The organism is Arthrobacter sp. K410C, assembly GCF_059090105.1.
Window position 1 is genome coordinate 120,651 of the sequence record NZ_JBNHFJ010000004.1, and the last position, 26,075, is coordinate 146,725.

The window sequence follows — 26,075 nt, forward strand, 5'->3', positions numbered from 1 at the left end:
GACCACCGCATGCTGCAGTTCATCGCCAAACGGACCGCCACCCTGGTGGCCGCCGTCGCTGTGTCCTCTTTCGCGGTGTTCCTCATCCCCTACGTCACCCCCGGCGACCCGGTCCGGAAAATCATCCGGTCCAGGGTCACCGGGGATGCCATCGAAGACTCCTCCGTCCAGGCCCTCGCCCAGAGCCTGGGACTGAACGATCCCCTGGCCGCCCAGTACTTCCGGTGGCTGGGCAACTTCTTCAGCGGCGACATGGGGCTGTCCTACGTCAGCCGCACCCCCGTCGCCGAGCAGGTCCTGCCCGCGCTTGCCGTCACGCTCAGCCTCGTGGCCATGTCGCTGGGGCTCGCCGCCGCCGTCGCCCTTCCGCTCGGCATCATCTCCGGACTGCGTCCGGGCAGCCTGCCGGACAAGGCCATCACTGCTGTGACCCAGGCGTTCATCGCAATGCCGGAGTACTGGGTGGCGCCGGTGCTGGTCCTGGTCTTCGCCCTCAAGCTCTCGGTGCTGCCCACGGCCGGGTGGAACGACCTGTCCTCGGCGGTCCTTCCTGCCTTGACCCTGGCACTGCGGCCCATCAGCTTCTTCGCCTCCGCGGTCCGCGCCGGCATCATCGACGCAGCAGCAGCGGACCACGTCCCGGCTGCCCGGGCGCGCGGCCTGAGCCATGCCCAGTCCATCGTCCGGCATGTCATTCCCAACGGGCTGGTACCCCTGTCCACCCTGTTCGCCGTCTGGTTTGCCGGGCTGCTGGGTGGCTCCGTGATCGTGGAGGTGATCTTCGCGGTGCCCGGCATGGGCCGGCTGCTCTTTGATTCCGTGGTCAACAGCGACATCCCCCTCGCACAGGGCGGCGTGGTGGTGGTCGTGGCGCTTGCCGTGGCGGTAACCACCTTTGCCGATTTCGTCCACCGTTTCCTCAACCCCACGGTGGGAGGTTCCCTTGCGTAGCCGGATCACCGTAACAACCGTGGCAGCGTCGGTCCTGGCCCTGATCGTCCTGGCGGTGCTGCTGGCCCCGTGGATCTCGCCCTACCCGCCCGCGGAGCAGAACCTGGCACTGCGCCTGGCACCGCCGTCGGCAGCGCACTGGCTCGGCACCGACAACCTGGGCCGGGACACGCTGAGCCGGATCCTGGAGGGTGGCCGGTTCTCCATGTCCGTCGCCGCACTGGCAACAGTGCTGACCTGCATCCTGGGCGCGGGCATCGGCATCCTTAGCGCCCGGCGCCGCGGCTGGGTGGATGAGTTCCTCACCCGCACCAACGATGTCCTGCTCGCGCTGCCGGAGATGGTGGTGGCGCTGTTCATCGTGGCAGCCCTCGGCACCGGATTCGGCCCCCTGCTGCTGGCGCTCACCGTCACCGGCTGGACGCCCTTCGCCCGGCTGGCCCGGACCCTGGCGTACGACGTCTCCGCCCGCGGATTCGTGGACGCCGCCCGGGTGCTGGGCTGCAGTCCGCGCTTCATAATCTTCCGGCATGTCCTGCCGCACCTTGCCGCACCGATCCTGGGCCAGGCCACCCTGCGGTTCGGCCACCTGCTCATCAGCGTGGGCGCCCTCTCCTACCTGGGCCTGGGCGTCCAGCCGCCGCAGTCGGACTGGGGCTCCATGCTGGCCGCGGCGCAGCCGTTCGCCGACCGCGCACCGCTGGGCATCCTGGCCCCGGGCCTGGTCATCTTCACGGTTGCCCTCTGCGTCACGCTGCTGGGCCAGCGCGCCGCCCACATGGCCGCCGGGCCCCTGCTGCTCCCTGCGGCGGCAGACACGTGAGCGCCCGGCTGGTGCTGGACCGCCTGGAGGTCCGGCAAAAAACGGACGACGGCGGATCCGGCCGCCGTTTGCTGTCCGACGTCTCCCTCGCCGTCGAGCCTGGCGAGTTCGTGGCGCTGGTGGGCAGTTCCGGATCGGGAAAGACGCTCACCGCCATGTCCTGCCTGCGGCTGCTGCCCCCGCAACTGGAAATCACCGGCGGGTCCATCCGGCTGGGGGACCAGGACCTGACCCGCGCCGGCGAACCCGAACTCAATGCGGTCCGCGGCGGGCGGCTGGGCATGCTGTTCCAGCAGCCCAAGCGGATGTTCAACCCCAACCGGACCATCGGCAACCACTTAAAGGAGCCGCTGCGCCTGCACGCCGGGCTGCGGGGGCACAAAGCCCGGGCCAAGGCACTGGAGCTGCTGGAGGAAGTGGGTTTCGCCGACCCCGGCAAAGGCCTCCGGGCTTTCCCGCACCAGCTCTCCGGAGGCATGGCCCAGCGCGCCATGACCGCCCTGGCGCTGGCCGGGCAGCCGGACATGCTCCTGGCGGACGAGCCCACGTCCGCCCTGGACAAGATGCTGGAACGCCAGGTGCTGCAGCTGCTGGACCGCGAACGCCGGGAGCGCGGGCTCGGCATCCTGTACATCACGCACAACCTGGCCTCCGTCGCCGCGTACGTGGACCGTGTCCTGGTCATGAACTCCGGCAGCATCGTGGAGGGCGGACCCGCAGGTGAGCTGCTCACCCGCCCCGCAACGGACTATGCCCGGGACCTGCTGGCGGCGGCGCAGCTGGCACCCGCATCCCGGCGTCGTCCGTCCCCCGGGGAAGGCGACGTGCTGGTCCTGGACAAGGTGGGCAAGCGCTTTGGGCGCAGGCGCGGCAGTACCGTGCTGGAAGATGTCTCACTCTCCCTCCGCCGCGGGGAGATCCTGGGCGTGCTCGGCCAGTCCGGGTCCGGCAAGAGCACCCTGGCCAAGGCGATCGTCGGGCTTGACGAGGCCAGTGCCGGGACAATCAGCCGGCGGTTCGACGGCGGCGCAGCCCGGCGGCCCACGGCGGTGCAGCTGGTGTTCCAGGAGCCGCACGGCGCATTCGACCCCCGCATGACCCTGCGGGCCAGCCTGCAGGCGCCGCTGCTGCCCCGGCGGGACCTGTCGCCGGCACAGCGGGACGAGCGGATCGCGGCCGCCTTCAAGGAGGTGGAGCTGGATGCCGGCCTGCTGGACAAGCGCCCCGGCCAATGCTCCGGCGGCCAGCTGCAGCGGGCAACCATCGCCCGCGCCCTCCTGCTGGAACCCCGGGTCCTGATCTGCGACGAAGCCACCTCGGCACTGGACGCGCTCACGCAGCGGACCACCCTGAACCTGCTGCTGCGGCTGCAGCGCGAGCATGACCTGTCCCTGATCGTGATCTCCCACGACATGGACGTGGTGCGGTACATGTGCGACAGGGTTGCGGTCCTGCTCGAGGGCAGGGTTGTGGAGGTGGCCGAAACGCGCGACTTTTTCGCCGCCCCGCGGCACCCGCACAGCCGGGCACTGGTGAACGCGTCCATCCCCTGCCGCGCAGACGGCCTGTGGAGCATGCTGGACGCCAGGAACCCGGCCGTCCGGGGAAACACCTAAGGCCGGCCGGTCTCCAGGACGGAGGCAAGGTCAAAGTTGACCGGCTCCTCGAGCTGGGCGTAGGTGCAGGACTCGGGGTCCCGGTCCGGGCGCCAGCGGTTGAACTGGGCGGTGTGCCGGAACCTGTCCCCCTCCATGTGGTCGTACCGGACCTCCACCACCAGTTCGGGCCGCAGCGGCACGAAGGACAGGTCCTTGCCGGCGCTCCAGCGGCTGCCCTCGGCGTTCCGCGGCGTCCGTTCACCTTCCTCCTGCTTCGCCCACGCCCAGGGGTGGTTGTCGAAATCGGTCACGAGGGGCTGCAATTCCTGGAACAGCTCTTTGCGGCGCTTCATCGGAAAGGCGCCGATCACTCCAACGCTCGCCAAGCCGCCGTCGTCCTTGTACAAGCCAAGCAACAACGAGCCGATGCTGTCCGGCCCGCTCTTGTGCAGCCGGTAGCCGGCCACCACGCAGTCGGCCGTGCGCTCGTGCTTGATCTTGAACATCACGCGCTTGTCCGGCTCGTACCGGCCATCCAGCCTCTTGGCCACCACGCCGTCCAGGCCCGCGCCCTCGAACTGCTCGAACCACTTTCCAGCGGTTCCTTTGTCCGTGGTGGCGGCCGTGAGGTGGACCGGCGCCTTGCTGGCCGCCAGTGCCTTCTCCAGCGCGGCGCGGCGTTCGGAAAAGGGCCTGCCGGTGTAGTCGTCGTCGCCCAGGGCCAGGAGGTCGAAGGCCACGAAGGATGCCGGGGTCTGTTCCGCCAGCAGCTTCACCCGGCTGGCGGCGGGGTGGATGCGCTGCTGCAGGGTATCGAAGTCCAGCCGGTCGCCCGAGGCGCCCACCACGATGATTTCCCCGTCCACCACGCACCGCGGCGGCAGGTTCTCCTTCAGCGCCGCCACCAGCTCGGGAAAGTAGCGGGTCATGGGTTTTTCGTTGCGGCTGCCGATTTCCAGCTCGTCCCCGTCGCGGAAGATGATGGACCGGAAGCCGTCCCACTTGGGTTCGTAGCTGAGGCTCCCTGTTCCCGGAATACCGTCGATGCCGCTGACGGATTTGGCGAGCATGGGCGGGACAGGCGGCATCACGGGAAGTTCCATGTGCCCATTCTTGCCCGGCAGGCGCCCGGCGCGGAACCCCTGCCCGGCCCGCCGGCGCGCCGGATCAGCCCGCGAGCAGCCAGACGATGAGGATCAGTGCCGGCGCCGCGGCGGCCGTGGACAACATGATGGTTTCCCTGGCCACGGCCACACCCCGGCCGTACGTGCTGGCAAAAAGGAAGGCGTTCTGGGCGGACGGGAGGGCAGCCATCAGCACCACGCCCAGAAGCATGTGCTGGTCCAGGTTGAACAGGAAGCGCCCGACGACGAACGCCACCGCCGGCATCACCGCTGACTTGAGCACAGTGGCCGTGAGGATTTCCGCCGTGTGCCCGCCGCTGCCCAGCATTCGGCTGCCGTGCAGCGACATGCCGAATGCCAGCAGCACCACCGGAACGGCGGCGCCGCCGAGCAATGCCAGCGGGGCCATCACCGGCTCAGGCAGCTCCACGTTGAGGGCAGCCAGGACCACGCCCAGGAGGGTGGCGATGATCATGGGATTCCGGAAAGGCTGTGTCAGCATCAGCCGCGGCGAGAACCTGCCGGCGGCGGAGAGGTCCAGCAAGGTGAGCACCAGCGGCGCCAGCAGGAGCAGCTGGACCAGCAGCACCGGCGCCACGGGCGTGGCGTCCCCCAGGGCGTACAGGGTGATGGGAATGCCGATGTTGTTGGCGTTGACGTAGGAACTGGCCATGGCGCCGACTGCCGTCTCGGCCAGCGGCCTCCGGAACCACAGCCGGCTGATCCCCACATACAGCAGCGCGGTGACCAGGGCGGTAATCAGCGCCAGCGGCACGTAGGCGGAGAACACCACGCTGACGTCTGAGTCCAGGACCACCGTGAACAGCAGGACCGGGTTGGTAATGAAGAATGCGGTGCGCGTCAATGCCGTGACAGTGGGCTCGCCGCCCAGGCCGCAGCGCGCGGCGATGTACCCCACGGCGATCACGACGCCGATCACCGCCAGCCCGATCAGCACGCCGCCCATTGAGGTACTTCCTTCCCGTTCCGCCGGCCCCCGCATCGTCGACGGGAACGCAGTACTACAAGTTTCAAACTTATCCGACAAGTAGTCGGGTTTCCGTACCGGGGCCCGGGATGCCCTCGACAGGGCACCGTGCCGGACGGTAGAGGTTAACGATGGTTACCGTCGGCTTTCACGCCTCGCACGAACAGATCAGTCCCGGCCAGCTGCTCCAGGATGTCCAACACGCGGAGCGTGCAGGCTTTGATGCCGCCATGTGCTCTGACCACATTGAGCCGTGGTCCGCACGCCAGGGCCATTCGGGGTTCGCCTGGTCCTGGCTGGGTGCTGCCCTGGCCACCACGGGCCTCCGGTTCGGGGTAGTGACGGCGCCGGGCCAGCGCTACCACCCGGCGATCATCGCCCACGCGTCCGCGACCCTGGCCGCGATGTTCCCGGGGCGGTTCTGGTTTGCCCCCGGCAGCGGCGAAAACATGAACGAGCACATTACCGGCGATGCCTGGCCGGCCAAGGACATCCGGCAGCGCCGGCTGGAAGAGTGCGTTGACGTCATCCGCCGGCTGCACCGCGGCGAGGAGGTCACCCACCGCGGCCTGGTGACGGTGGAGCAGGCGCGGATCTGGGACGTCCCCGACTCTCCGCCGCCGCTGATCGCGCCCGCCATCAGCGTGGACACAGCCCGCCGTGCAGCAGCGTGGGCTGACGGGCTGGTCACAGTGAACCAGCCCGCGGACAAGCTCCGGCACATGCTGGCCGTCTACCGGGACAACGGCGGCCGCGGCAAGGCCGTGCTGCAGGTCCACCTCTCCTGGGCACCCCGCGAAAAAGATGCCGCGGCCTTTGCGCTGGACCAGTGGCGGACCAACACCTTCGCCCCGCCCGTCCCCTGGGACCTGCCCACCGCCGGGCACTTCGACGGCGTGGGCGAGCACGTGGGCGAGGACCAGGTCCGCAAGTCGGTGAACGTTTCGGCCAGCACCGCCCGGCACGTGGACTGGCTGGCCGGGTACGCGGAGCTCGGCTTCGACGAGCTCTACCTGCACTTCGTGGGGCAGGAGCAGGCCCCCTTCATCGACGCGTTCGGCGCGGACGTTCTTCCGCACCTTCGCACGTCCGGCGGGACCCCTGCCGGCATTGCCGCTGAACCGCCTCTTGCCGCGGCAGCTGCCGAATCGTCGTCGAAGGCCCGGGCATGAGGCTCGCCGAGACGTCCGACCTGTGGTGGAAAAACGCGGTCATCTACTGCCTGGACGTGGAGACGTTCTTTGACGACGACGGCGACGGCACTGGGGATTTCGCCGGGCTGACCCAGCGGGTGGACTACCTGGCCGCCCTGGGCGTGACCTGCGTCTGGCTCATGCCGTTCTACCCGTCCCCGGACCGGGACGATGGCTATGACGTGACGGACTTCTTCACCGTGGACCCCCGGCTCGGCACCATGGGCGACCTGGTGGAGTTCATCCGCGCGGCCAGGGACCGGGGAATGAGGGTCATCGCAGACTTCGTTGTGAACCATACCTCGGACCAGCATCCCTGGTTCGTCGAGGCCCGGAAATCCACGGACAACAAGTACCGGGACTACTACGTGTGGCGCAGCGACCCTCCGCCGGACACGTCCTCGGAGGTGGTGTTCCCCGGCGAAGAGGACTCGCTGTGGGAAAAGGATGACGCCACCGGGGAGTGGTACCTGCACATGTTCGCCAAGCACCAGCCGGACCTGAATGTCACAAACCCCGATGTGCGCGACCAGATCGCCAAGGCGATGGGCCTGTGGCTGGAACTGGGCCTCGACGGGTTCCGGCTGGACGCTGTGCCCTTCTTCGTGGAAACCCGCGGGCAGCCCAGGGACGAGGCCGCCAACCTGGATCCGCACGGCTTCCTGGCCGCGCTGCGCAGCTTCGTGAGCCGCCGCAATGGCAGCGCTGTGCTGCTGGGCGAGGTGAACCTGCCCTATAAGGAACAGGTCGAATTCTTCGGCGGGCCGGACGGCAACGAACTCAACATGCAGTTTGATTTCATGTCCATGCAGTACATTTACCTGTCCCTGGCCCGCGGGGATGCCCGTCCCCTGGCCGAAACACTGAAGGGCCGGCCGCCGCTGCACCCGGACAACCAGTGGGCAATGTTCGTGCGCAACCATGACGAGCTGACCCTGGACAAGCTCAGCGACGGCGAGCGCGAAGAGGTATTTGCAGCTTTTGGACCCCGGAAAAACATGCAGATCTACGGCCGCGGGCTGCGCCGCAGGGTGCCGCCGATGCTGGGAGGCGACCAGGAACGGATCCGGATGGTGTACTCGCTGATGTTCTCGCTGCCGGGCACCCCCGTGCTGTTCTACGGCGAGGAGATCGGCATGGGCGAGGACCTCCGGCAGAAGAGCCGCGCCGCGGTGCGCACCCCCATGCAGTGGACCAGCGAAAAGAACGGCGGCTTCTCCAGTGCCAAAGCGGCGGACCTGGTGGCGCCCCTGGTGCGCGGTGAGTATGGGGTGGAGAACGTCAACGCTGCGGCCGCCAAGCGCGACCCGGACTCACTGTTCAATTTCATGGCCACCCTGATCGCACGTTACCGCGAGTCCCCGGAGCTGGGGTGGGGTGAATTCAACATCATCGACCAGCCCGAGCCCGCCGTTTTCGCCCACACGTGCAGTTCCGACGGCGGGACGCTGGTGCTGCTGCACAACTTCGGCGAGGACTCGGTAAAGGTCAGCGGCCTGGTGGGCGGCCAGGACGCCCCGCCGCAGGCCTACAAGGACGCCATGCTGCTGGACCTGTTCGACGGCGACAATGTGGAGTTGGAACCCGACGGCGGCTTCACGGCGGAACTGGGGCGCTACGGATACCGCTGGTTCCGGGTGCACCGGAAGGGGGACCGGCTGGCGCCGTAACGGGGGCGGCGGGCGCCGGCGGTGTGTAAAGATCAACCATGCGCGCCATGCAACACTCCAGCAAACTCCAGAACGTCCGCTACGAGCTCCGGGGCTCCATCCTCCAGGCGGCCAAGAACATGGAGGCCGAGGGGCACCGCATCCTCAAGATGAACCTTGGGGACACGGCGCCGTTCGGGCTGGAGGCGCCGGAGTCCGTCGTCGTGGACATGATCCACCACCTTCGCGGCGCGCAGGGGTACAGCGATTCCAAGGGGATCTTCACAGCCCGGACCGCAATCTCGCAGTACTACCAGACCCATGGGCTGATGAACATCGGCGTGGAAGACATCGTGATCGGCAACGGGGTCAGCGAACTGATCTCCATGTGCCTGCAGGCATTCATGGAAAACGGTGACGAGATCCTGGTCCCGGCGCCGGACTATCCCCTGTGGACCGCTGCCGTGACCCTGACCGGCGGCAAACCGGTGCACTATCTCTGTGACGAGGCGGAGAACTGGTGGCCGGACATGGCGGACGTGGAAGCGAAAATCACCAGCCGCACCAAGGGCATCGTCATCATCAACCCGAACAATCCCACGGGCGCCGTGTACCCCCGCCACGTCCTGGAACAGTTCGCTGCCCTGGCACGCAAGCACAACCTGGTCCTGTTTTCGGACGAGATCTACGAGAAGGTGCTGTATGACGGCGCCCGCCACATCCACACTGCCTCCGTGGCGGAAGACGTGTGCTGCCTGACCTTCAGCGGGCTGTCCAAGGCCTACCGGATGCCCGGTTACCGTGCGGGGTGGGTGGCCATCACCGGACCCCTCGCGGCCACCGCGGGCTACCGGGAAGCCCTTGAACTGCTTGCCTCGCTGCGCCTTTGCGCGAACGTTCCCGCCCAGCACGCCATCCAGACCTGCCTGGGCGGCTACCAAAGCATCGAGGCGCTGGTGAGTCCAGGCGGGCGGCTGCGGGAACAGCGCGACCTCGCCCACAAACTGCTGACCGCCATTCCCGGCGTCACCTGCGTGCCGGCGTCGGGAGCCATGTACCTGTTCCCGCGCCTGGATCCGGACCTGTACCCGATCGCCAGCGACGAGCAGTTCGTCCTGGACCTCTTGCAGGAGCAGAAGATCCTGGTCTCCCACGGCACCGCGTTCAACTGGCCCGCACCGGACCACTTCCGGTTCGTGATCCTTCCGTCCGTCCTGGACATCGAGGAGGCGGTGGAGAGGATTTCCGACTTCCTGGCCGGCTACCGCAGCCGCGGTGCCGCCTGAGCGGGGTCCCGTTTCCCGGCCACGCCCGCCGGACTGCCAGTAGGGTGCCGCAGAAACAACACCGGCTCGAAGAACTAACTGTTACCTAACCGGAGGGAAACCAGCGCGCAACATTGCCCGGCCACACTTGGTAGTGCAGGCAAGAGCCGGCACCAGCTCCAGCCAGGAGGCCACGCAATGTTGAAGAAAGCGACCACGCATGTAACCAGAGTCCGCGCCCTGGACCAGCTCCACCGCGGTGACGAAATCGAGGCCCGCCTTTCCGTGGGCCCCTCCTACGACGACGTGGTGATCCGCCGCGGCAGCGTCCAGGAAACAGCGCCGGGCATCGGCGTCGTCTGGATCCTGGACCGGATTACAGGGCTGCGGAAAGCAATCAATACGGACGAATGCAGCGTGTGGCGGGTCGCCTAAGCCTGCCTGGTCCTACACCACGGCTGCGGGCGTAGTCAGTAAGGACTGCCCGCCGCCTATGTTGGATTCGACAGGGCATGGAGCCACTCGAGCGTTCCGTCCGTCATGGGGTGGGAGACGCCAAGCGTTTCCAGGAACGAGCGGGCCTCACGCATCTCGGCTTCCCGTCTCGCGGCGTGCAGCGCCGTGCCCTCAAGTACACGCTCCACCAGTTCGGGTCCGGAAGGGCCCAGTTCCGAGGCGATCTGGCCGACGAGCCAGTCCTCGGCCCCTGCTGCCCTGGCGGCGGTGCCTGACTCGATGACGGTGGCCGCGAGACCTTTCATGAAAACGCTGCGGAGCAACTTCAGTCCGGCGGCCGCGCCTGCTTCGCCTCCTGCACTGGTCACCGGGATTCCCCATCCGGTGAGGACAGGCAGCAGGTTTTCCGCGCCCGAACCGCTCACCACCAGGGGCGTCTCAAGCCGGTTGCGTGGAACCGGCGCCAGGATGCCAACGTCGACGAATTGAATGTTGCGCCGGGATGCGCGTTCCGCCAATCGCCGCTTTACTGCGGGGCCCGCTGTATTCATGTCCGCGAAGATGCTCGCCGATTCCATCCCGGGCAGCGCTTCCTCGAGGACAGACTCTGCAGCATGCCCCCCAACCAGGCTGAGCACCACCCCTGTTCCACGCACCGCTTCGCCGACGCCACCGGCGGGGGTAACGCCGGCTGGAACAGCGGCGACCGCCGGATCGGCCGCCGTAACGCCCACTCCACGCCGGGAAAGGTCCTCCGCGTAGATGCGCCCGGCTTCCCCAAGCCCCAGGACGGCGACCCGCATGCGGTCCTTGTCCCCCCTTGCTCCTAAGATTGTAGACAAAATGGTGCTCACTCTGGGCCCCTCACTTGTTCGGCGATTCTGGGAGTTGAGTGGAGATGGCATCTCGCGGTCATTCACTGGAGGCGGAAGCGGCGGCCACCGGCGACCCGAGGGTCACCGACGTCATCCGTGACGCGATCATCCGGGGAGAGTACGCACCCAATCAGCGGCTTATCGAAGCCGACCTTAGCGTGGAGCTCTCGGCGAGCCGTGCCACGGTCCGCACCGCACTGCTCGAACTCGCAGGCGAAGGCCTGGTGGAGCGGCTGCCGAACCGCGGATCCCGGGTCCGGGCGATCTCCGTGGACGAGGCCATCGAGATCCTGGAGGTACGGATCGGTGTTGAGGGCCTGTGTGCCGCGAAGACGGCTGCGCGCATCTCCGACGAGGATGCAGCTGCCCTGGAGCGGCTCAGGGCCCGGATGATCGAGTCTGTCACCGAGGGTGATCTCGTCGAATACGCGCGCCTGCACCTTTACCTCGATGTACGGATCCGCGAACTCAGCCACCATGCCACTGCCGCCGAGGTGTTGGCCCGCCTGCACGCGCAGAGTGTCCGGCACCAGTTCAAGCTCTCGTCGCGGCCGCAGCGGGCGAAGGTCTCGGTGTTGGAGCACGCCGCCATCATCGACGCCGTAGTCAGCCGTGATCCAGACGCGGCCGAGCACGCTGTGCGAAGCCACCTGCTCAGCGTCATCGATGCCCTCCGCGAAGTGTCATCCGCCCAGTCCGAACCAGCACCGGTCACCTGACGTGCAACCCTGGCTGCCGTGCGCGGCAAGCCGGCAGGCTCACTTGGCAGTGGCGCCGGCGGTGCGCCAGCCGCCGTGGTATTCCGTACGCGCCGTCACGGCGTAGGGCGCGGGGCTCACGACGGCGCGCACGCTGATCTGCTCGTGCCGCTCCACTGTGGTCTTGCGTGACCCCCCGTCAGGTTCGCCCCAAACCACGTGGACCTCGGTCCCGATGTCCACGTTGGCGTCAACCGTTGCCAGCGACAGCCCCCGGCGTTCATTGGCTGTTACGCCGGTGAAGAGCGAGAGGCCAACTGCAGTCCCGTCGGCGTCCACCACGGAATCGTAGTTCGACGAACCGTAGTTGGCGTTCGGGAGGTCGAAGAACTGGTAGCCCGGGTTGTCACGGTCGAGGAAGGACGCCCAGATCCTGGCGAGGTCCTCGTCGTTCCAGGCCAGCGTGACCTTCTTCCGCCGCCTGGCCGGATCAATCTGCTCAAGGGCGTCCCGGCCGATGAAGTCATGATCGAATTTCACGAAGGAGCCGTAGCCCAGTTCCCACGGCGTGAGGTAGTAGTCCTCGATGTCGTCCGAGACGAAGGAGCCCGCGAGCGCGTTGATGGCTTCGTAGCTGGTGGCCGGCAGCCATTCACGGTAGGCGCGCTCGGCGTCACTGCTGTAGACAGCAGGCAGCGGCGAAGGTACCCAGCCCGACTCGAGCGTGTTCGAGGAGTAGGCGCGCGACCCGCAGGGTTCGATTCCAAACTCGGCACCGGCCTCGAGTACGGCCTCACGGATCCTGGCGTGCTGCTCATAGGGTCCCCAGATCTCCAGCCCCGGGGCTCCTGCCATGCCATGGCGCAGGGTGCGCACCCGCCCTCCGGCAATGTCCAGGTGGCCCATGTGGAAGAACCTCACCTGTTCGAGGGTCCCACCGTTGAGCTTCTCGATGATCTGCCAGGCGTTGGGCCCCTGGATCTGGAAGCGGTAGTACTCCCGCTGTACGGCCTGCCCGTAGGGGCGTGACGGTGAGCGGTCATCGTACCTGCATTCGACGTCGTACCCGCCGGTCTCGGCGTGGAACTGGAGCCAGTTCGCAGCAGGTGCCCGCCCGACGTAGACGAATTCGTGCTCTGCCAGGTGGAACAGGATGCCGTCGCCGATCACGCCGCCGTTGGACGCCGTGGGAACGAACTGCTTGGCCGTGTTCACCGGGAAATTCGCGAAGCTGTTGATGCCCGTGTCCGAGAGCAGCCTAAGGGCGTCGGGGCCTTTCATGAAGAAGTTGACCATGTGGTGCGACTGGTCGTAGAGCACGGCGGTCTCGCGCCAGGCGCGCTGCTCCCGCCGCCAGTTGGTGAACTCCGCGGGGACCACAGGGTAGATGTAGGTGCCGAGTTGAGAGTTGCGCAAGAGTTCGACGGTGTTGCCTGCGGCATCGAGCACGTCCTGCAGGGACTTCCGGGCCATCGGGGTTCTCCTTCGTTTATTCCGGGTGGATGGCTACGCCGCTAGGCGGCGCGGTAACTTTCGCGTGCGTACTGCACGAACGGTGCCGGGGCCACCGTGGCCCGCAGGGCAACCTGCCGGTGCGGCTCCACTTGGACCTTGGCCGAGTTGGGCTGCTCACCCCACAGCACCGTGACCTCGGCGCCGGTGACCGCCGCGCCGGAGTCAAGGCTGGCCAGCGAGACGAACGCCTGCTCATTGGCGATGTAGCCGCAGTCGAATGATTGCCCGATGTCGGCGCCGTCCTGGAGCACCCGGTCCACCTGGTACAGGGCATAGCGCGCCTTCGGCAGGTCGATGTACTTGGCCGGGAGGCCGGGCCGCAGGAGCGAGCCGATCGCCTCCTGGACATCGTCGGGGTTCCACACGAGTGTCACCTTGCGGCGGTGGGGCCTTTCGGACATGCCCTCGAGCGCGTCCCGTCCCACGAAGTCATGGTCAAACGCGATGGACCGCCCGTAGTCCAGGTCGTAGGGCGTCAGGTAGTAGTCCTCAATGTCCGCCGAGCCGAAGCTGCCGCCGAGTGAACCGGCTGCTGAGGCCGGCAGCCATTCCCGGTAGGCCCGCAGCCGGGGGTCCGAGAAGATCGCCGGCACCGGCGAGGGCACCCAGCCCGACTCGAGGTTGGCTGTTGAATAGCCTTTTGCCCCTACTTGGGTAAGTCCGAATTCTGCTCCCGCCTCAAGCAGCAGGTCCCGGACACGTGCACCCTCCGCCCACGGGCCGAAAAGTTCGTAGCCGGGCTGTCCGGCCATGCCATGCCGGATCCCGCGGACCTCCAGCCCGGCAATCGGGAAGCGTGCCATATGGAAAAACCCGATCTGCGGGACCGGGCCGCCGATGAGCTTCTCCACGATTGCGACGGCGGTGGGCCCCTGAAGTTCGTAGCGGAACAGGCGGGGGTCGCCGGCACGCACGATGGAGTTGCCGTCCCGTTCCGCCTCCACATCCAGGTCTCCTGTTTCGGCGTTGTACTGCACCCAGTCGATCACCATCGGGTGTCCCACCAGGTTGAAGGAGTCCTGGTCCAGGTGGGCGAGTATCCCGTCGCCGATGAGTTGGCCCCGGTGGTTCACCGCGATGAACTGTTTTGCGCGGTCAACTGGAAACTTCGCGAAGGAGTTGACCGCAAGCCCCCGGAGCAGGCTTTCCGCTTCCGGCCCCTTCAGGAAGAGATCCGTCATGTGGTGCGACTGGTCAAGCAGGGCGCAGCTGGTGCGCCAGGAATGCTGCTCTGATCGCCAGTTGCTGAACTCGGCAGTCACTGGGAAGACATGGGGACGGGCCGGCGAGTTCCGCAGCAGCCCTACCGGCGAGCCCTCCCGGTCCACTGCTTCCTGCAAAGTCTCCGTCACTGCGAACTCCTTCGTGCGGCCCGCCGCGCAGTCACGACATTTGCACGGGAGCTTTGAGATCGAGATTGCTAACAAAATTGTATCGGATGCCTTGACCGGGGTGCCAGAGAGTGGTTGTCTGGCACTGTCCGCGGATACCGGGCTAGGTCAGGTTGCAGGAGCACTCCGGGAGGACTGAACTATGGGCGATCCGGGCAGTCTGCTCGTCGTCAGCGCACATGCGGGCGACTTCGTCTGGCGTGCCGGCGGCGCGATTGCCGCCGCCACCGCCCGTGGCGACCGCGCCGTCGTCGTCTGCCTCTCCTATGGCGAACGTGGCGAATCCGCCAGCCAATGGCTGGCAGGAAAGACGCTGGACGAGATCAAGGCGCTTCGGCGCGGGGAGGCTGAGGAGGCCGCCCGGGCCTTGGGCGCAGAAATCGAATTCCTCGACGCCGGCGACTACCCGCTTCTGCCGAGCCGCGAACTGCTGGATGAGCTCGTGCGGATCTATCGCCGGGTTCAGCCCACCGTTGTGCTGACCCATCCCCTCCTGGACCCCTACAACGGCGACCATCCTGCAGCTGCCCGGCTGGCGATCGAAGCCAGAATCCTGGCCCAGGCTATTGGCTACGACGCTCCCGGCGAGGTGTTGGGGGCGCCGCCGGTGTTCTTCTTCGAGCCGCACCAGCCCGAGCAGTGCGATTTCAAGCCCGACGTCCTGCTTGATATCACCTCTGCCTTTCCCGCCAAGCAGCAGGCCATGAAGTGCCTCCCCGCCCAGCAGCACATGTGGGACTACTACACGGACCTCGCCGTTCGCCGCGGGGTACAGGTCAAACGGAATGCAGGACCAAACCTCGGACTGCCCGTAGACACCAGGGGCGAGGCCTACATGCGCTACTACCCCCAGGTCACGGAGGTTCTCGAATGAAGCCCGTGGTGGTCACCGGCGTGCAGCGGGCGGAGGCGTTGTCCATCGAGGGCCTGGCAGGGCACGGTGTCGCCACGGTGCACGAGGCGATGGGGCGCAGCGGACTGGTGGGTGCCTCGCTCAGGCCTCTCCAGGATGGAGTACGGATCGCCGGCTCAGCCGTTACCGTCCTGTGCTGGCCAGGGGATAACCTCATGATCCACGCCGCGGTGGAACAGTGCCGCGAGGGTGATGTGCTGGTAGTGACAACCACCTCGCCCTCCCTGGACGGTTCATTCGGAGAGCTGTTCGCAACAGCACTGCAGCACCGGGGGGTGCGCGGGCTTGTCACCACGGGGGGCGTTCGCGATGTCCGCGAACTGCGCGCGATGGGCTTTCCCGTCTGGTCCGCCGCGATCAACGCGCAGGGTACGGTCAAGGCGACGGCGGGCTCGGTGAATGTGCCGATCCCCGTCGGTGGTGTGGTTATTCACCCGGGAGACGTGATCGTGGCCGACGACGACGGCGTGCTCTGCGTGCCGCGCCGCGACGCCCAGGCAACCCTCGAGGCCGCAGCCGCGAGGGTTGAGAAGGAGGCTCAGTCCCGTGCGGCCTATTGCGCGGGTGAGCTGAGCCTGGACCGCAATAGGTTGCGCGCGGTGCTTGACGGACTAGGCGTACGATACGTGAGCGCGGCGGAGTACGGGTCGGGCCATGGCGCCCGTTGAAGGCATCCCCTGCCTCCTCATGCGCGGCGGCACCTCGAAGGGCGCCTACTTTCTCGCGTCGGACCTGCCTGCAGATCCTGACGAACGTGACGATCTGCTGCTTCGGATCATGGGCACCCCCGATCCGCTCCAAGTAGACGGGATCGGCGGTGCGCATCCCCTGACGAGCAAGGTTGCGGTCATCTCGGCATCTCCCGACGACGGCGCCGACGTTGACTATCTCTTCCTGCAGCTCGGCGTGGATACGGCGTTTGTGACCAGCCGCCAGAACTGCGGCAACATCCTGGCCGGCGTAGGACCATTCGCCGTGGAGCGCGGCCTGGTGGCGCCCGGTGCCGACCATAGCGAGGTGCGCATCCGGATGGTCAACACCGGAAGCATCGCCACGGCGTATTTCGCCACCCCCGGCGGCACCGTGGATTATGACGGCACCCTCGCGATCGACGGCGTGCCCGGAACGGCAGGGCCAATCAGGCTCAACTTCGAGGCCACCGCCGGCTCGTCGACAGGGGCGCTCTTTCCAACGGGCAAGGTACTGGACCGGGTCGCCGGCGTGGAAATGACCTGCGTCGACAACGGCATGCCCACCGTGCTGCTGCGCGCGGCTGATCTTGGCGTAGCCGGCAACGAACTGCCCGGCGACCTGGAAGCGGACGACGCGCTGGCGGCCCGCCTCGCGGAAATCAGGCTTGCCGCAGGCGAGGTGATGGGCATGGAAGACGTCAGCGGCGCAACCGTACCGAAGCTCGTACTGCTGTCCCCGCCGCAGGCAGGCGGCACCATTGCCACGCGCAGCTTCCTGCCCCTGCGCGTGCACACGTCAATCGGCGTCCTTGGCGCCCTCACTGTCGCAGCGGGAGTGCTGGCCGAAGGGTCTGTGGGGCATGGGTTTGCCGTGTTTCCCGCACCGGAGCGACCCTTCCGCCTCGAGCATCCCTCCGGCCATTTCGACGTTGACGTCGGCGTGGAGCCGTCCGCGGATGGCTACAGCGTCACCCACTCGGCAGCGCTCCGGACGGCTCGAAAGATCTTCGAGGGGCGCGTTTTCCCGCGCCCCCGCCTGTAACCCCAACCTTGAGGAGAGGACTGTTCCATGACCGGGTACACCTCGTTCGACGTCGCCCACTTGGGAAACGTGGAACTGCTCACTCCCACCTTCGACGAAAGCCTCTGGTTCTTCCGTGACCTGCTGGCCATGCGCGTCGTGGCAGAAGCCGGGGAAGCTGGGAAGAAGTCGGTGTACCTGCGCACGTGGGACGAATACCAGCTCTACACCATCAAGCTCTCCGCCTCGGCCGATGCCGGCGTCGGACGGACCACCTTCCGGACCACAAGCCAGGAGGCGCTTGAGCGCCGGGTGGCGGCCATCGAAGCCACCGGCCTCGGCATCGGCTGGGTGGACGGTGAGGTGGGGACGGGACCTGCCTACGCGTTCCGCGACCCGGACGGGCATGAGCTGGCAATCTACTACGAGACCGAGCGGTACACCGCCACGGACGACAAGCCCGCACTGAAGAACCAGGCCTCGGCCTTTCCCGGCCGGGGCGTGAACGCCAGGCGGCTGGACCATATCAACTTCCTCGCCAAGGACGTAGTGGCAAATGGCGAATTCGTGCTGAACGCACTGGGAGCACGTGAGAGCGAACGCATCAGGCTCGACGACGGGGGGTACGCCGCATGGTGGTTCCACTTCAACAACAAGTCCTACGACATCGTGTACTCGGACGACTGGCTGAAGCATGGCAACCGCCTGCACCACGTCGCTTTCGCCCCCGACACCCGCGAGGACATCCTGAAGGCGGCCGACATTTTCCTTGAGAACGGAATCCACATCGAGTCCGGCCCGCACAAGCATGCCATCAACCAGACCTTCTTCCTCTACGTCTGGGAGCCCGGCGGCAACCGCATCGAACTGGCCAACGCCGGCGCCCGCCTGCTGCTGGATCCTGACTCGCCGGTGGTGGAGTGGACGCAGGAGGAGCGCAAAAAGGGGCAAGCCTGGGGCATGAAAACGATCGAAACCTTCCACACCCACGGAACGCCCATTGTCCGCCAGTGACAAAATTAAAGAACCCGGCAACACAGCACAGAGAGGTGTGAAGTCATGACAAACACAGTAGACACGTCCGCGCCGGTGACCACCGGCCTGTACATCGGAGGCGCTGAACGCCAGGCTGCCTCGACCATGGAGATCGTGGACCCGGGAAAGCCGGGCATCATCGTCGGCCACGCGGCCGCGGCAGGCTCGGGTGACGTCGATGATGCGATTGCGGCGGCTAAGGCAGCTTTCCCCGGGTGGGCCGCCCTGAGCGCGCCGGAGCGCGCAGAGCAGATGGGGGCGGCGCTGGAGGGCATCGCCAATTTCCGCGACGAGGACGCCGCCATCCTGTCCCAGGAAAACGGCAAGATCCGCATGGAGGCCTGGGTGGACTCGCTGGTGTTCGAGATCCGGTGGAACCTCGCGCTCGCCCTGGCCGAAGAGGTGGACGCCACCAAGCTTCTTCCACCGGCACCGGGAATCCCGGTGTCCACCACTGTGGAATACCAGCCGATCGGCGTAGTCACGGTCATCGTGCCCTTCAACTGGCCCATCGCGATCCTTGCGGCCTCACTGCCGCACGCGCTTCTCGCCGGCAACACGGCGATTGTGAAGCCCCCGCCCACGGCTCCGCTCGCCACAACCCGGGTGGTCCAGAGGATCGCGGAGAAACTGCCGCCGGGCGTTTTGAACGTCGTGACCGGCAAGGACGCGGAGATGGCCGCCCTCATCACCAGCCCGGACATCGCAAAGGTATGCTTCACCGGGAGCGTCTCCGGCGGCAAGCGGATCATGGAGATGGCCGCAAAGTCGCTGACGCGGGTGACGCTGGAACTCGGTGGAAACGACGCTGCCATCATCCTGCCCGACGCCGTCCTCGATGACGCGCACCTGGACCGTCTCTACGCGTCCATTTTCGACACCACGGGCCAGATCTGCATGGCCGCGAAGCGGATTTATGTGCACCGTTCCCGGCTGGAAGAGCTCGCCGAAGGGTTGTCCAGCCGGCTTGAGAATGCCGTGATCGGTTACGGACTCGATGAGGGGACCACGATGGGGCCGCTGCACTCGCCGGCGCAGAAGGCCTTCGTCAGCGAAATTATCGAGGAGGCGAAGGCTTCAGGTGCCGAGGTCAGGGAGTACGGCGTGATTCCGGCGGATCCGGACCTGCAGGGCGGAAACTTCCTCCGGCCCGCACTGGTGATCGATCCTGAACCCTCGCTGCGCGTGGTCACCCAGGAACAGTTCGGGCCCGTCATCCCGCTCATTCCGTTCGACACTGAGGATGAGGCGGTCCAGGCGGCGAATGACACCTGGGCGGGCCTTTGCGGATCCGTGTGGACTGCCGACCCCGCAACGGCAAGCCGAGTGGGCGGAAAGCTGGTCTGCGGCTATGTCTGGGTCAATGACCACGGTGCCACCCGGCTCGACCTGCGGGCACCATTTGGAGGCATGAAGCAGTCCGGCATGGGCAGGGAACAGGGTATTGAGGGTGTCCGGGCGTTCCAGGACACCCGCGCCGTCGCGCGCCTCGACCCCGAGGCGCTGCGGGACAGCTGACATCCCCAGACTACGCAAAAGTACCTATGGCTTTTACCTATCAACGTAGGTAAAATTGCGAGTGCAGGGTGCACCGTTGCAGCTGCCGAAAGGATCCTCCGATGGCCACTCGAATCAGGCCCGGCGTCAACCGCGCAGCTTCCTTGGAACTCATCCGGGACTTCTCACTCGAGATGACCGGCAAGGATGTTCCCGCCCTCATCGAGGCAAGGGGGCAGATTCCGCCCGGCACCCGGATCAACGTGACCTCTCTGGCCAACGAAGACCTTGAGATGCGCGTGGCCGCGGCCAAGGCGGCCAGGGAACTCGGCTTCGTTCCCATCCCCCACATTTCGGCGCGAAGGTTAAGGTCGGAGCAGCACCTTAAGGAGTTCCTAGGCCGCTTGCAGGAGGTTGGCGCCGCCGAGCGTATTTTTGCGGTCGGCGGTGATCCAGCCCGCCCGGAGGGGCCCTATCATGATTCGCTTGCGTTGATACGCAGCGGTGTCCTGGAGCAGTTCGGCGTCCGTGAAGTCGGACTCGGCGGGTACCCCGAGGGCCACCCGGATATTCCGAAGGAGATCCTGTGGCGGGCGCTCGAAGACAAGTACGCGGCACTCATGGAATCGGGCCTCAGCGCGGTCATCCTGACGCAGTTTGCCTTTGACACCGATCCAGTGGCTGACTGGATCGAGGCCGTGCGCTCCAGGGGGATCTCCGCTCCGATCCGCGTAGGCACTCCCGGACCAGCCGGGATAAAACGCCTTCTGGGTTTTGCGAGGCGGTTCGGTGTGGGCGCCAATGCAATGATCGTGAAGAAGTACGGCTTTTCACTCACCAACCTCGTCGGCGTCGCCGGTCCAGACAACTTTGTCAACGACCTTGCCGCAGTTCTCGCCGATCGATCCGCGGTGAAGGGCGATGGGCTCCTTGGCCAAGTGGGACTTCACTTCTACACTTTTGGCGGCCTCCTGGAGACAGCCGACTGGGTCCGCCGGTTCATAGGCGGGCAGGAGTGAGGAGGCACGAATGGCACTCCATACCCACGACCACAAGGACCAGGCCTGCCTGATTGTCCACGGCCCCGACCAGCCCGGCATAGTCTCAGCGGTGGCGGCCTTGGTCACCCGGAACCAAGGGAACATTGTCTCCCTCGACCAGTACTCCAGCGATCCGGCCGGAGGCGACTTCTTCCAGCGGGTCGTCTTCAGCCGGCCAGACCTTGCCGTTGCACTGCCGGAAATCGAGGCGGACCTCGGCACGAGCCTGGCCGGTCTGAGGCTGGAGTGGACCCTTACCGACCGGTCCGTGCCCAAGCGAATGGCCATCCTGGTTTCCACCTCGGACCACTGCCTGCTCGAGCTGTTGTGGCGCCACCGCCGCGGTGAGCTGCCCGTGACCATCCCCATGGTGATTTCCAACCACACCAACACCGCCGAGGATGTCCGGTCCTTCGGCGTTCCCTTCTTCCACGTGCCCTCGTCCGGTCCGGACAAGACGCACTCAGAGGAACAGATCCTGAAGCTGCTGGCGGGCAATGTGGATTTCGTCGTTCTCGCGCGCTACATGCAGATCCTGTCGCCGGGCTTCCTTGACGCGGTGGGGGTGCCGCTCATCAACATCCACCACTCATTCCTGCCCGCCTTCATAGGCGCGGCGCCCTACCGCAAGGCGAAGCAACGCGGCGTGAAGCTGATCGGGGCGACCTCACACTATGTGACCAAGGACCTTGACGAAGGCCCCATCATCGAGCAGGACGTAGCCCGGGTGACGCATGTCCACAGTGCCGCCGATCTCCAGGCCCGCGGCGCTTACGTTGAAAGGGCCGTGCTTTCCCGCGCTGTCGAGTGGCACGCCGAAGACCGTGTCATCCGGCACGGCAACCAGACCATCGTCTTTTGACCACACAACAAACCGATACAGAACGAGAGGTTCGTCATGGCACCCAGGAATTTGCAGGAAGTCCTTGATTCGTCCCGCGGCGCGGTGGACCTGCTCCGCAATTCCCAGATCGGCTCGTATATCTATCCGGTGGTCCCGGCCGACTTCCAGAACTGGATCAAGGAACAGACCGCCTGGCGCCAGACGGCCGTGCTGTACGACCAGTCCCACCACATGGACAACCTGTTCATGAAAGGACCGGACGCGATCAAGCTCATCGCCTCAACGGCCATCAACTCTACTGCCGTATTCCCCGTGAACAGGGCAAAGCAGTATGTGCCCACCACCGAATCGGGTCACGTTATCGGCGACGGCATCCTTTTTCGGGAGGCCGAGGACGAATATGTCTACGTAGGCCGTTCGCCGGCGGCCAACTGGCTGCTCTACCACGCTGACAAGGGCGGCTATCCAAACCTGGAAGTTACCGTCGACCGCCGTTCACCGTCCCGTCCCTACGGCCAACAGGTCAACCGCCAGTACTACCGCTTCCAGATTCAAGGCCCCAATGCATGGCAGGTGATCGAAAAGCTGAACCGGGGGCCGGTGGAACAGCTAAAGTTCTTCAACATGTCAACAATGGCCATCGAGGGGACACGTGTCCGCACCCTGCGCCATGGCATGGCAGGCGCTCCGGGTCTTGAAATCTGGGGGCCCTATCCCGACCACGGACGCATCCGGGACGCCATCGTTGAGGCGGGCGCCGAGTTCGGCCTGGTGCCTGTCGGTTCGCGTGCCTACCCGTCCAACACCCTCGAGTCCGGCTGGATCCCCTCGCCGTTGCCCGCGATCTACAGCGGCGAAGCCGAGCGCGGCTACCGCGAGTGGCTCCCCGCGGATGGATACGAGGCGACGGGGACGCTCGCCGGGTCGTTCGTGTCCGCGAACATAGAAGATTACTACCTCACTCCGTATGAGCTGGGCTACGGTTCATTCGTCAAGTTCGATCACGACTTCATTGGCCGCGATGCCCTTGAGCGGATCGACCCGGCCTCGCAGCGCAAGAAGGTCACCCTGGCTTGGGACGGAGAGGACGTGACCTCGATTTTCGCGTCGCTGTTCAAGGTGGAGGGACCGAGCTACAAGTTCTTTGACCTGCCGCTCGCAAACTACGGCTCGGCGAACTACGACTCCGTCATCGACGCGGACGGCACCGTCGTCGGATACTCCATGTTCACCGGGTACAGCGCGAACGAACGCCGGGCCCTCTCGCTCGCCACCATCAACCCCGACGTACCCGAAGGCACGGAACTGAGGGTTGTGTGGGGCGAGCCCGACGGCGGCACCGCAAAGGCCGCCGTCGAGCCGCACGTGCAGACCGAGGTGCGCGCCGTCGTCAGTCCTGTGCCCTACTCCACCGTCGCCCGGGCAACCTACCAAGGCGGGTGGCGCACCAACTACAAATCCGCCTAGGCTGATAGCCGGGTTTGTCAGGGGCGCTTGCCCCCTGACCCCGCGTCCGGTCATCGAAGGAGTTACTCCATGAGCCTGCGGTACGCGCTGCTTGCGTTGCTTCGCGTGGGGCCGCTCTCAGGCTACGACCTGCAGAAGCAGTTCTCCTTGTCGGTGGGGCATGTCTGGCATGCTCCGGACTCGCAGATCTACCCAGAGTTGCGCAAGATGGAGGCCGAGCGCCTTATCGAAGGCGAAGAGCAGCCCAGGGGCCAGCGCGCCACCCGCCGGGTGTATCACGTGACGGACGCCGGGGACCGGGCCTTCCTCGACTGGATGCAGACACCGCTGGACTATGCCAGGGTCCGCGATCCTGCCCATCTAAGGGCTGCCTACCTTGAGTCGGTGGCTCCCGGGGTGGGACGGGAGTTCTTCCGGGCCCACATTGCACAGTGGGAAAGCGAGCTCGCCCAGTGGGAGCACGAACTCCTGCGGATCACTGAAGTTGCCCACCCGATGCTGATCCGCCGCCTTGCAGTAACCGAGCCAGCTGAACGCGAGCGCACCATCGCCTTCAAACGGTTTACCTATGAGGGACTTGTTGACCGGGCACGGGTCGAGATCGCCTGGGCGCAGAGGGGGCTCAGGCTCATCGACGAACTGGAAATGCTTTCCGATGCCAGGGCAGCCCACGTTTAGCGCCGCCATTCCCGGCGGAAGTCCGGAGATGGCGGCGCTGCCGCAACGGTGAAGGCGGGTTTTTAGCCGAAGCTTTCCGCCGTGTCGTAACCCCTGCCGTTGTACTTCTGCACCAGGACCGAAGACACGGCCGGCTGTCCGTCGACCGTGGTGTCAACCGCCGTGCCCTCCAGCATCAGGGGCGCCTGCAGGCCCTTGATGTCGCGCAGCGCCGTCATGAAGCTGTCACGGGTCGGCTCACTCATATTCTTGAAAGCCCCTTCCAGTGTGGCTCCCACCATGTAACTCCACATGCAGTGCGGGAAGGCCGGCATGTCAGGGTAGTTGCCATACTCCTTGAGGTCGGCGAGAAACTTGACGACGTCTTCGTCCTCTGCAAATGCCGGGCTCTGCGGGGCCTTGGAGAACGACACGGAGTAGATGCCCGGATACGCATCCGCACCGCCGGGCTGGAGGATGGCGGTGGGACTCGACGTATTGGACGGAAGGAACCAGCTCGGCTTCCAGCCGATCTGCTGGGCCTTTTGCAGCGACGAGATCACCAGCGGGGTGATGGACATGGCGTTGAAGAAGACATCCGCTCCCGACGACGCCAGCTGGGTCAGCTGGGCGTCGACCGACGTATCGGTAGCCTCGTACGTCAGTTCTCCGACAACCGTGACGTTGTCCGCACCCTCGATGGCTTCCTTGAAGCCCTCTACGTAGCCTTTGCCGTAGTCATCGTTCTGCGACAGGATGGCGACCTTGTGCTCCCCCTGCGATTCCGCCAGCAACTCACCGAAGGCTGCTCCCTCGTTCTGGTAGATCGGAACGAAGCCGAGTTGCCATGGGCTCTCCTCCCGATCGCTGAACAGGGGGTCACCGGTCATCACGAGCACCTGGGGGACCTCTTGGCTGATGGCGGCATCACGGAAGGCGCGGTTGGTGGGGGTACCGAGACCGGACGTGACGGCAAAGACGCCGTCGGACATCATCTGCTGGAAGTTCGACAACGACTTCTGCGGATCATATGCATCGTCGTAGGACTTGATGTCGACGGTGCGCGTCTTGCCGTCACCGAACTCCACGCCGCCGGCCGCGTTGACGGCGCCGAAGTAGGCTGCAAGGCCCGCGACGGTGCAGGTTCCAGGTCCTGCTGTAGGACCGCTGAGGGGAGTGGTGACGCCCAACGTAATGGACGTGTCCGTGATCCCGGGGCTGGCCTCGGAGCCGCCGCCCTGGCCACCGCCGTCACGGGCACAACCTGACAGGGAGAGCGCGATGATCGACGCCGTCGCGACGATACCGAGGACCCCGTCTGGCATTTTTCTGATTTTCATGATCGATCTTGCCTCTCTGTTTTTTCGAGTCCCTCCCGCGCGGCCTCAGAAGCCGGTTGATGCACGGGAGAGTTATGTTGCGGGGTATTCCCCGGTGATGTGCTGCGGGCGGTGAACCGGCGGTTTAGACGGCGGATCACCCGTGGAAGGCTCACCAGTCCATGGGGCAACAGGAAGAGCACCGCGAGGAGAATCGCGCCCTGGCTGATGGTGGTCAGGTTGGGATCGATGGCGTTCGTCAACTGGGGAACGAAAACGTAGTAGGCGCCACCAATAAGCGCACCAACGATGCTGCCCGCGCCGCCGATGACCATCGCGGCGACGAGACCGATGGAGTGGCCGAAACTGAGGGTCTCGGGCGAGGTGTACTGCACGGCCGCGAGGTAAAGGAAGCCACTCGCCCCACCAAATATGGAGGCGACCGTGAACGCGAGCACCTTGGTACGGTACGGCGAGATACCCATGGACGCGGCAACGGCTTCGTTCTCCCGCACCACCGTGAAGGCACGGCCGTACTTGCCGCGCACGAGGTTGCGGCCCAGCAGGAACGCGGCGACGGTGACCACCAGCACGATGTAGTACTGCCACTGGTCGTTATAGAGCCCTGACCAGTCGGGAGCGTCCGTGAAGCGGGCGGAGATGCCCTGCGAGCCCCCCGTGAAGTCGTCGAGCCGCTTGGCCAGGGGAACACCCACGATCGGCAAAGCGATGGTGACCATGGCGATTGCGAGGCCACCGAGCCGGGCTGCCGCCAGCGCCACAAGCAGCCCGACAAGGCCCGGCACGACGCAGGCCGCAATGAACACCAGAATGATGTTCCAGTCCGCCTTGACGCCGTAGGCGGTCACATAAGCGCCGAGCCCGAGGAAAAAGATCTGCCCAAGGTTCACTTGCCCTGTGTAGCCCATCACGATGTTCAGCCCCAGTACTGCGACGGCGTAAACGCCAATGCGCACGAGCGTTTGGTTCGTGAATGCCGGGAGGATGAGCGGGGCAATGATCAGCGCGATGGCCACCACTGCTATAAGGATGATGCGGGTGGA

General features: G+C 65.9%; 24 protein-coding genes. 17 read left to right on the forward strand and 7 right to left on the reverse strand.

Translation table 11 applies throughout. From position 1 onward, the window contains the following. The first annotated feature begins 9 nt into the window (after nt 1-9). From AC5RU7_RS08805 to AC5RU7_RS08815, 3 genes are read left to right on the forward strand one after another with little or no spacing between them, the layout of a single operon-like run. Nucleotides 10-951 carry an ABC transporter permease gene (locus tag AC5RU7_RS08805; protein ID WP_494051928.1) on the forward strand — a complete coding sequence of 314 codons (942 nt, stop codon included), beginning with the start codon at nt 10-12 and terminating at the stop codon, nt 949-951. Continuing rightward, entirely contained in the window at nt 944-1,774 is an 831-nt protein-coding gene (locus tag AC5RU7_RS08810) for an ABC transporter permease (RefSeq protein ID WP_494011487.1), read from the forward strand. Before AC5RU7_RS08805 ends, AC5RU7_RS08810 begins: the two co-directional genes overlap by 8 nt. Next, nucleotides 1,771-3,390, forward strand: a complete 1,620-nt coding sequence (locus AC5RU7_RS08815) for an ATP-binding cassette domain-containing protein (protein WP_494051929.1) — start codon at nt 1,771-1,773, stop codon at nt 3,388-3,390. The genes AC5RU7_RS08810 and AC5RU7_RS08815 overlap by 4 nt, the downstream gene beginning before the upstream one ends. Here AC5RU7_RS08815 and AC5RU7_RS08820 read toward each other — a convergent pair. Together AC5RU7_RS08820 and AC5RU7_RS08825 are read right to left on the reverse strand one after the other, a co-directional pair. Then, nucleotides 3,387-4,475, reverse strand: coding sequence for an ATP-dependent DNA ligase (locus AC5RU7_RS08820; protein ID WP_494051930.1), 1,089 nt, complete (start codon nt 4,473-4,475; stop codon nt 3,387-3,389). The genes AC5RU7_RS08815 and AC5RU7_RS08820 overlap by 4 nt on opposite strands. A gap of 64 nt (nt 4,476-4,539) precedes the next feature. Further along, entirely contained in the window at nt 4,540-5,463 is a 924-nt protein-coding gene (locus AC5RU7_RS08825; RefSeq protein ID WP_494051931.1) for an AEC family transporter, read from the reverse strand. Between the two features lie 152 nt (nt 5,464-5,615). Here AC5RU7_RS08825 and AC5RU7_RS08830 point away from each other — a divergent pair, with 152 nt between their 5' ends. The 4 genes from AC5RU7_RS08830 to AC5RU7_RS08845 all read left to right on the forward strand — a co-directional run bounded on the left by AC5RU7_RS08830 (nt 5,616) and on the right by AC5RU7_RS08845 (nt 10,026). After that, nucleotides 5,616-6,656 (forward strand): TIGR03885 family FMN-dependent LLM class oxidoreductase, encoded by a 1,041-nt coding sequence (locus AC5RU7_RS08830; protein WP_494051932.1) that lies wholly within the window; start codon nt 5,616-5,618, stop codon nt 6,654-6,656. Continuing rightward, nucleotides 6,653-8,347 (forward strand): alpha-amylase family protein, encoded by a 1,695-nt coding sequence (locus AC5RU7_RS08835; protein ID WP_494051933.1) that lies wholly within the window; start codon nt 6,653-6,655, stop codon nt 8,345-8,347. The genes AC5RU7_RS08830 and AC5RU7_RS08835 overlap by 4 nt, the downstream gene beginning before the upstream one ends. A 38-nt stretch (nt 8,348-8,385) precedes the next feature. After that, complete coding sequence (locus tag AC5RU7_RS08840) at nt 8,386-9,612, forward strand: pyridoxal phosphate-dependent aminotransferase (RefSeq protein WP_494051934.1); 1,227 nt, start codon at nt 8,386-8,388, stop codon at nt 9,610-9,612. A gap of 177 nt (nt 9,613-9,789) precedes the next feature. Next, entirely contained in the window at nt 9,790-10,026 is a 237-nt protein-coding gene (locus AC5RU7_RS08845) for a hypothetical protein (RefSeq protein WP_494051935.1), read from the forward strand. A 56-nt stretch (nt 10,027-10,082) separates the two neighbouring features. Here the strand turns inward: AC5RU7_RS08845 and AC5RU7_RS08850 are convergent, their stop codons facing one another. Next, a complete protein-coding gene (locus tag AC5RU7_RS08850; protein ID WP_494051936.1) occupies nt 10,083-10,850 on the reverse strand; it encodes an NAD(P)-dependent oxidoreductase in 768 nt (255 codons plus the stop codon). A gap of 95 nt (nt 10,851-10,945) precedes the next feature. Between AC5RU7_RS08850 and AC5RU7_RS08855 the strand changes: the two genes are divergently transcribed. After that, a complete protein-coding gene (locus AC5RU7_RS08855) occupies nt 10,946-11,641 on the forward strand; it encodes a GntR family transcriptional regulator (protein WP_494051937.1) in 696 nt (231 codons plus the stop codon). A 39-nt stretch (nt 11,642-11,680) separates the two neighbouring features. Here the strand turns inward: AC5RU7_RS08855 and ligM (AC5RU7_RS08860) are convergent, their stop codons facing one another. Together ligM (AC5RU7_RS08860) and AC5RU7_RS08865 are read right to left on the reverse strand one after the other, a co-directional pair. Then, nucleotides 11,681-13,093, reverse strand: a complete 1,413-nt coding sequence (gene ligM, locus AC5RU7_RS08860) for a vanillate/3-O-methylgallate O-demethylase (protein ID WP_494051938.1) — start codon at nt 13,091-13,093, stop codon at nt 11,681-11,683. Nucleotides 13,094-13,134: 41 nt separating this feature from the next. After that, nucleotides 13,135-14,487: an aminomethyl transferase family protein gene (locus AC5RU7_RS08865; RefSeq protein WP_494051939.1), complete on the reverse strand. Its 1,353-nt coding sequence runs from the start codon at nt 14,485-14,487 to the stop codon at nt 13,135-13,137. A gap of 181 nt (nt 14,488-14,668) precedes the next feature. Here AC5RU7_RS08865 and AC5RU7_RS08870 point away from each other — a divergent pair, with 181 nt between their 5' ends. The 9 genes from AC5RU7_RS08870 (at nt 14,669) to AC5RU7_RS08910 (ending at nt 23,713) form a co-directional block, all read left to right on the forward strand. Beyond that, the gene (locus tag AC5RU7_RS08870) at nt 14,669-15,400 is read left to right on the forward strand and encodes a PIG-L deacetylase family protein (protein WP_494051940.1); all 732 of its coding nucleotides are present in this window, start codon (nt 14,669-14,671) and stop codon (nt 15,398-15,400) included. Further along, a complete protein-coding gene (locus tag AC5RU7_RS08875) occupies nt 15,397-16,107 on the forward strand; it encodes a 4-carboxy-4-hydroxy-2-oxoadipate aldolase/oxaloacetate decarboxylase (RefSeq protein WP_494051941.1) in 711 nt (236 codons plus the stop codon). Before AC5RU7_RS08870 ends, AC5RU7_RS08875 begins: the two co-directional genes overlap by 4 nt. Next, nucleotides 16,094-17,173, forward strand: a complete 1,080-nt coding sequence (locus AC5RU7_RS08880; RefSeq protein WP_494051942.1) for a 4-oxalomesaconate tautomerase — start codon at nt 16,094-16,096, stop codon at nt 17,171-17,173. Before AC5RU7_RS08875 ends, AC5RU7_RS08880 begins: the two co-directional genes overlap by 14 nt. 27 nt (nt 17,174-17,200) lie before the next feature. Continuing rightward, the gene (locus tag AC5RU7_RS08885) at nt 17,201-18,166 is read left to right on the forward strand and encodes a VOC family protein (protein ID WP_494011472.1); all 966 of its coding nucleotides are present in this window, start codon (nt 17,201-17,203) and stop codon (nt 18,164-18,166) included. A gap of 45 nt (nt 18,167-18,211) precedes the next feature. Continuing rightward, the gene (locus tag AC5RU7_RS08890) at nt 18,212-19,705 is read left to right on the forward strand and encodes an aldehyde dehydrogenase family protein (protein WP_494051943.1); all 1,494 of its coding nucleotides are present in this window, start codon (nt 18,212-18,214) and stop codon (nt 19,703-19,705) included. A gap of 143 nt (nt 19,706-19,848) precedes the next feature. Beyond that, the gene (locus AC5RU7_RS08895) at nt 19,849-20,703 is read left to right on the forward strand and encodes a methylenetetrahydrofolate reductase (protein WP_494051944.1); all 855 of its coding nucleotides are present in this window, start codon (nt 19,849-19,851) and stop codon (nt 20,701-20,703) included. Nucleotides 20,704-20,713: 10 nt separating this feature from the next. Continuing rightward, nucleotides 20,714-21,586 (forward strand): formyltetrahydrofolate deformylase, encoded by an 873-nt coding sequence (gene purU, locus AC5RU7_RS08900; protein ID WP_494051945.1) that lies wholly within the window; start codon nt 20,714-20,716, stop codon nt 21,584-21,586. Between the two features lie 36 nt (nt 21,587-21,622). Then, a complete protein-coding gene (gene ligM / locus AC5RU7_RS08905; protein WP_494051946.1) occupies nt 21,623-23,035 on the forward strand; it encodes a vanillate/3-O-methylgallate O-demethylase in 1,413 nt (470 codons plus the stop codon). Between the two features lie 69 nt (nt 23,036-23,104). Then, the gene (locus AC5RU7_RS08910; RefSeq protein WP_494051947.1) at nt 23,105-23,713 is read left to right on the forward strand and encodes a PadR family transcriptional regulator; all 609 of its coding nucleotides are present in this window, start codon (nt 23,105-23,107) and stop codon (nt 23,711-23,713) included. Between the two features lie 62 nt (nt 23,714-23,775). On the opposite strand, the gene AC5RU7_RS08915 is transcribed toward AC5RU7_RS08910, so the two are convergent. Together AC5RU7_RS08915 and AC5RU7_RS08920 are read right to left on the reverse strand one after the other, a co-directional pair. Beyond that, nucleotides 23,776-25,017 carry an ABC transporter substrate-binding protein gene (locus AC5RU7_RS08915; RefSeq protein WP_494051948.1) on the reverse strand — a complete coding sequence of 414 codons (1,242 nt, stop codon included), beginning with the start codon at nt 25,015-25,017 and terminating at the stop codon, nt 23,776-23,778. A gap of 11 nt (nt 25,018-25,028) precedes the next feature. Continuing rightward, a complete protein-coding gene (locus tag AC5RU7_RS08920) occupies nt 25,029-26,051 on the reverse strand; it encodes a branched-chain amino acid ABC transporter permease (RefSeq protein ID WP_494051949.1) in 1,023 nt (340 codons plus the stop codon). Nucleotides 26,052-26,075: the final 24 nt, after the last annotated feature.

What these genes read in the sequence shown, in the direction of transcription:
- AC5RU7_RS08830 (WP_494051932.1), top strand. Translation starts at nt 5,616, where the DNA reads ATGGTTACCGTCGGCTTTCACGCCTCGCACGAACAGATCAGTCCCGGC.
- AC5RU7_RS08820 (WP_494051930.1), bottom strand. Translation starts at nt 4,475, where the DNA reads ATGGAACTTCCCGTGATGCCGCCTGTCCCGCCCATGCTCGCCAAATCC.
- AC5RU7_RS08915 (WP_494051948.1), bottom strand. Translation starts at nt 25,017, where the DNA reads ATGCCAGACGGGGTCCTCGGTATCGTCGCGACGGCGTCGATCATCGCG.
- AC5RU7_RS08870 (WP_494051940.1), top strand. Translation starts at nt 14,669, where the DNA reads ATGGGCGATCCGGGCAGTCTGCTCGTCGTCAGCGCACATGCGGGCGAC.
- AC5RU7_RS08910 (WP_494051947.1), top strand. Translation starts at nt 23,105, where the DNA reads ATGAGCCTGCGGTACGCGCTGCTTGCGTTGCTTCGCGTGGGGCCGCTC.
- AC5RU7_RS08845 (WP_494051935.1), top strand. Translation starts at nt 9,790, where the DNA reads ATGTTGAAGAAAGCGACCACGCATGTAACCAGAGTCCGCGCCCTGGAC.
- AC5RU7_RS08805 (WP_494051928.1), top strand. Translation starts at nt 10, where the DNA reads ATGCTGCAGTTCATCGCCAAACGGACCGCCACCCTGGTGGCCGCCGTC.
- purU (WP_494051945.1), top strand. Translation starts at nt 20,714, where the DNA reads ATGGCACTCCATACCCACGACCACAAGGACCAGGCCTGCCTGATTGTC.
- AC5RU7_RS08885 (WP_494011472.1), top strand. Translation starts at nt 17,201, where the DNA reads ATGACCGGGTACACCTCGTTCGACGTCGCCCACTTGGGAAACGTGGAA.
- AC5RU7_RS08825 (WP_494051931.1), bottom strand. Translation starts at nt 5,463, where the DNA reads ATGGGCGGCGTGCTGATCGGGCTGGCGGTGATCGGCGTCGTGATCGCC.
- AC5RU7_RS08875 (WP_494051941.1), top strand. Translation starts at nt 15,397, where the DNA reads ATGAAGCCCGTGGTGGTCACCGGCGTGCAGCGGGCGGAGGCGTTGTCC.
- ligM (WP_494051946.1), top strand. Translation starts at nt 21,623, where the DNA reads ATGGCACCCAGGAATTTGCAGGAAGTCCTTGATTCGTCCCGCGGCGCG.
- AC5RU7_RS08835 (WP_494051933.1), top strand. Translation starts at nt 6,653, where the DNA reads ATGAGGCTCGCCGAGACGTCCGACCTGTGGTGGAAAAACGCGGTCATC.
- ligM (WP_494051938.1), bottom strand. Translation starts at nt 13,093, where the DNA reads ATGGCCCGGAAGTCCCTGCAGGACGTGCTCGATGCCGCAGGCAACACC.
- AC5RU7_RS08840 (WP_494051934.1), top strand. Translation starts at nt 8,386, where the DNA reads ATGCGCGCCATGCAACACTCCAGCAAACTCCAGAACGTCCGCTACGAG.
- AC5RU7_RS08880 (WP_494051942.1), top strand. Translation starts at nt 16,094, where the DNA reads ATGGCGCCCGTTGAAGGCATCCCCTGCCTCCTCATGCGCGGCGGCACC.
- AC5RU7_RS08855 (WP_494051937.1), top strand. Translation starts at nt 10,946, where the DNA reads ATGGCATCTCGCGGTCATTCACTGGAGGCGGAAGCGGCGGCCACCGGC.
- AC5RU7_RS08850 (WP_494051936.1), bottom strand. Translation starts at nt 10,850, where the DNA reads ATGCGGGTCGCCGTCCTGGGGCTTGGGGAAGCCGGGCGCATCTACGCG.
- AC5RU7_RS08890 (WP_494051943.1), top strand. Translation starts at nt 18,212, where the DNA reads ATGACAAACACAGTAGACACGTCCGCGCCGGTGACCACCGGCCTGTAC.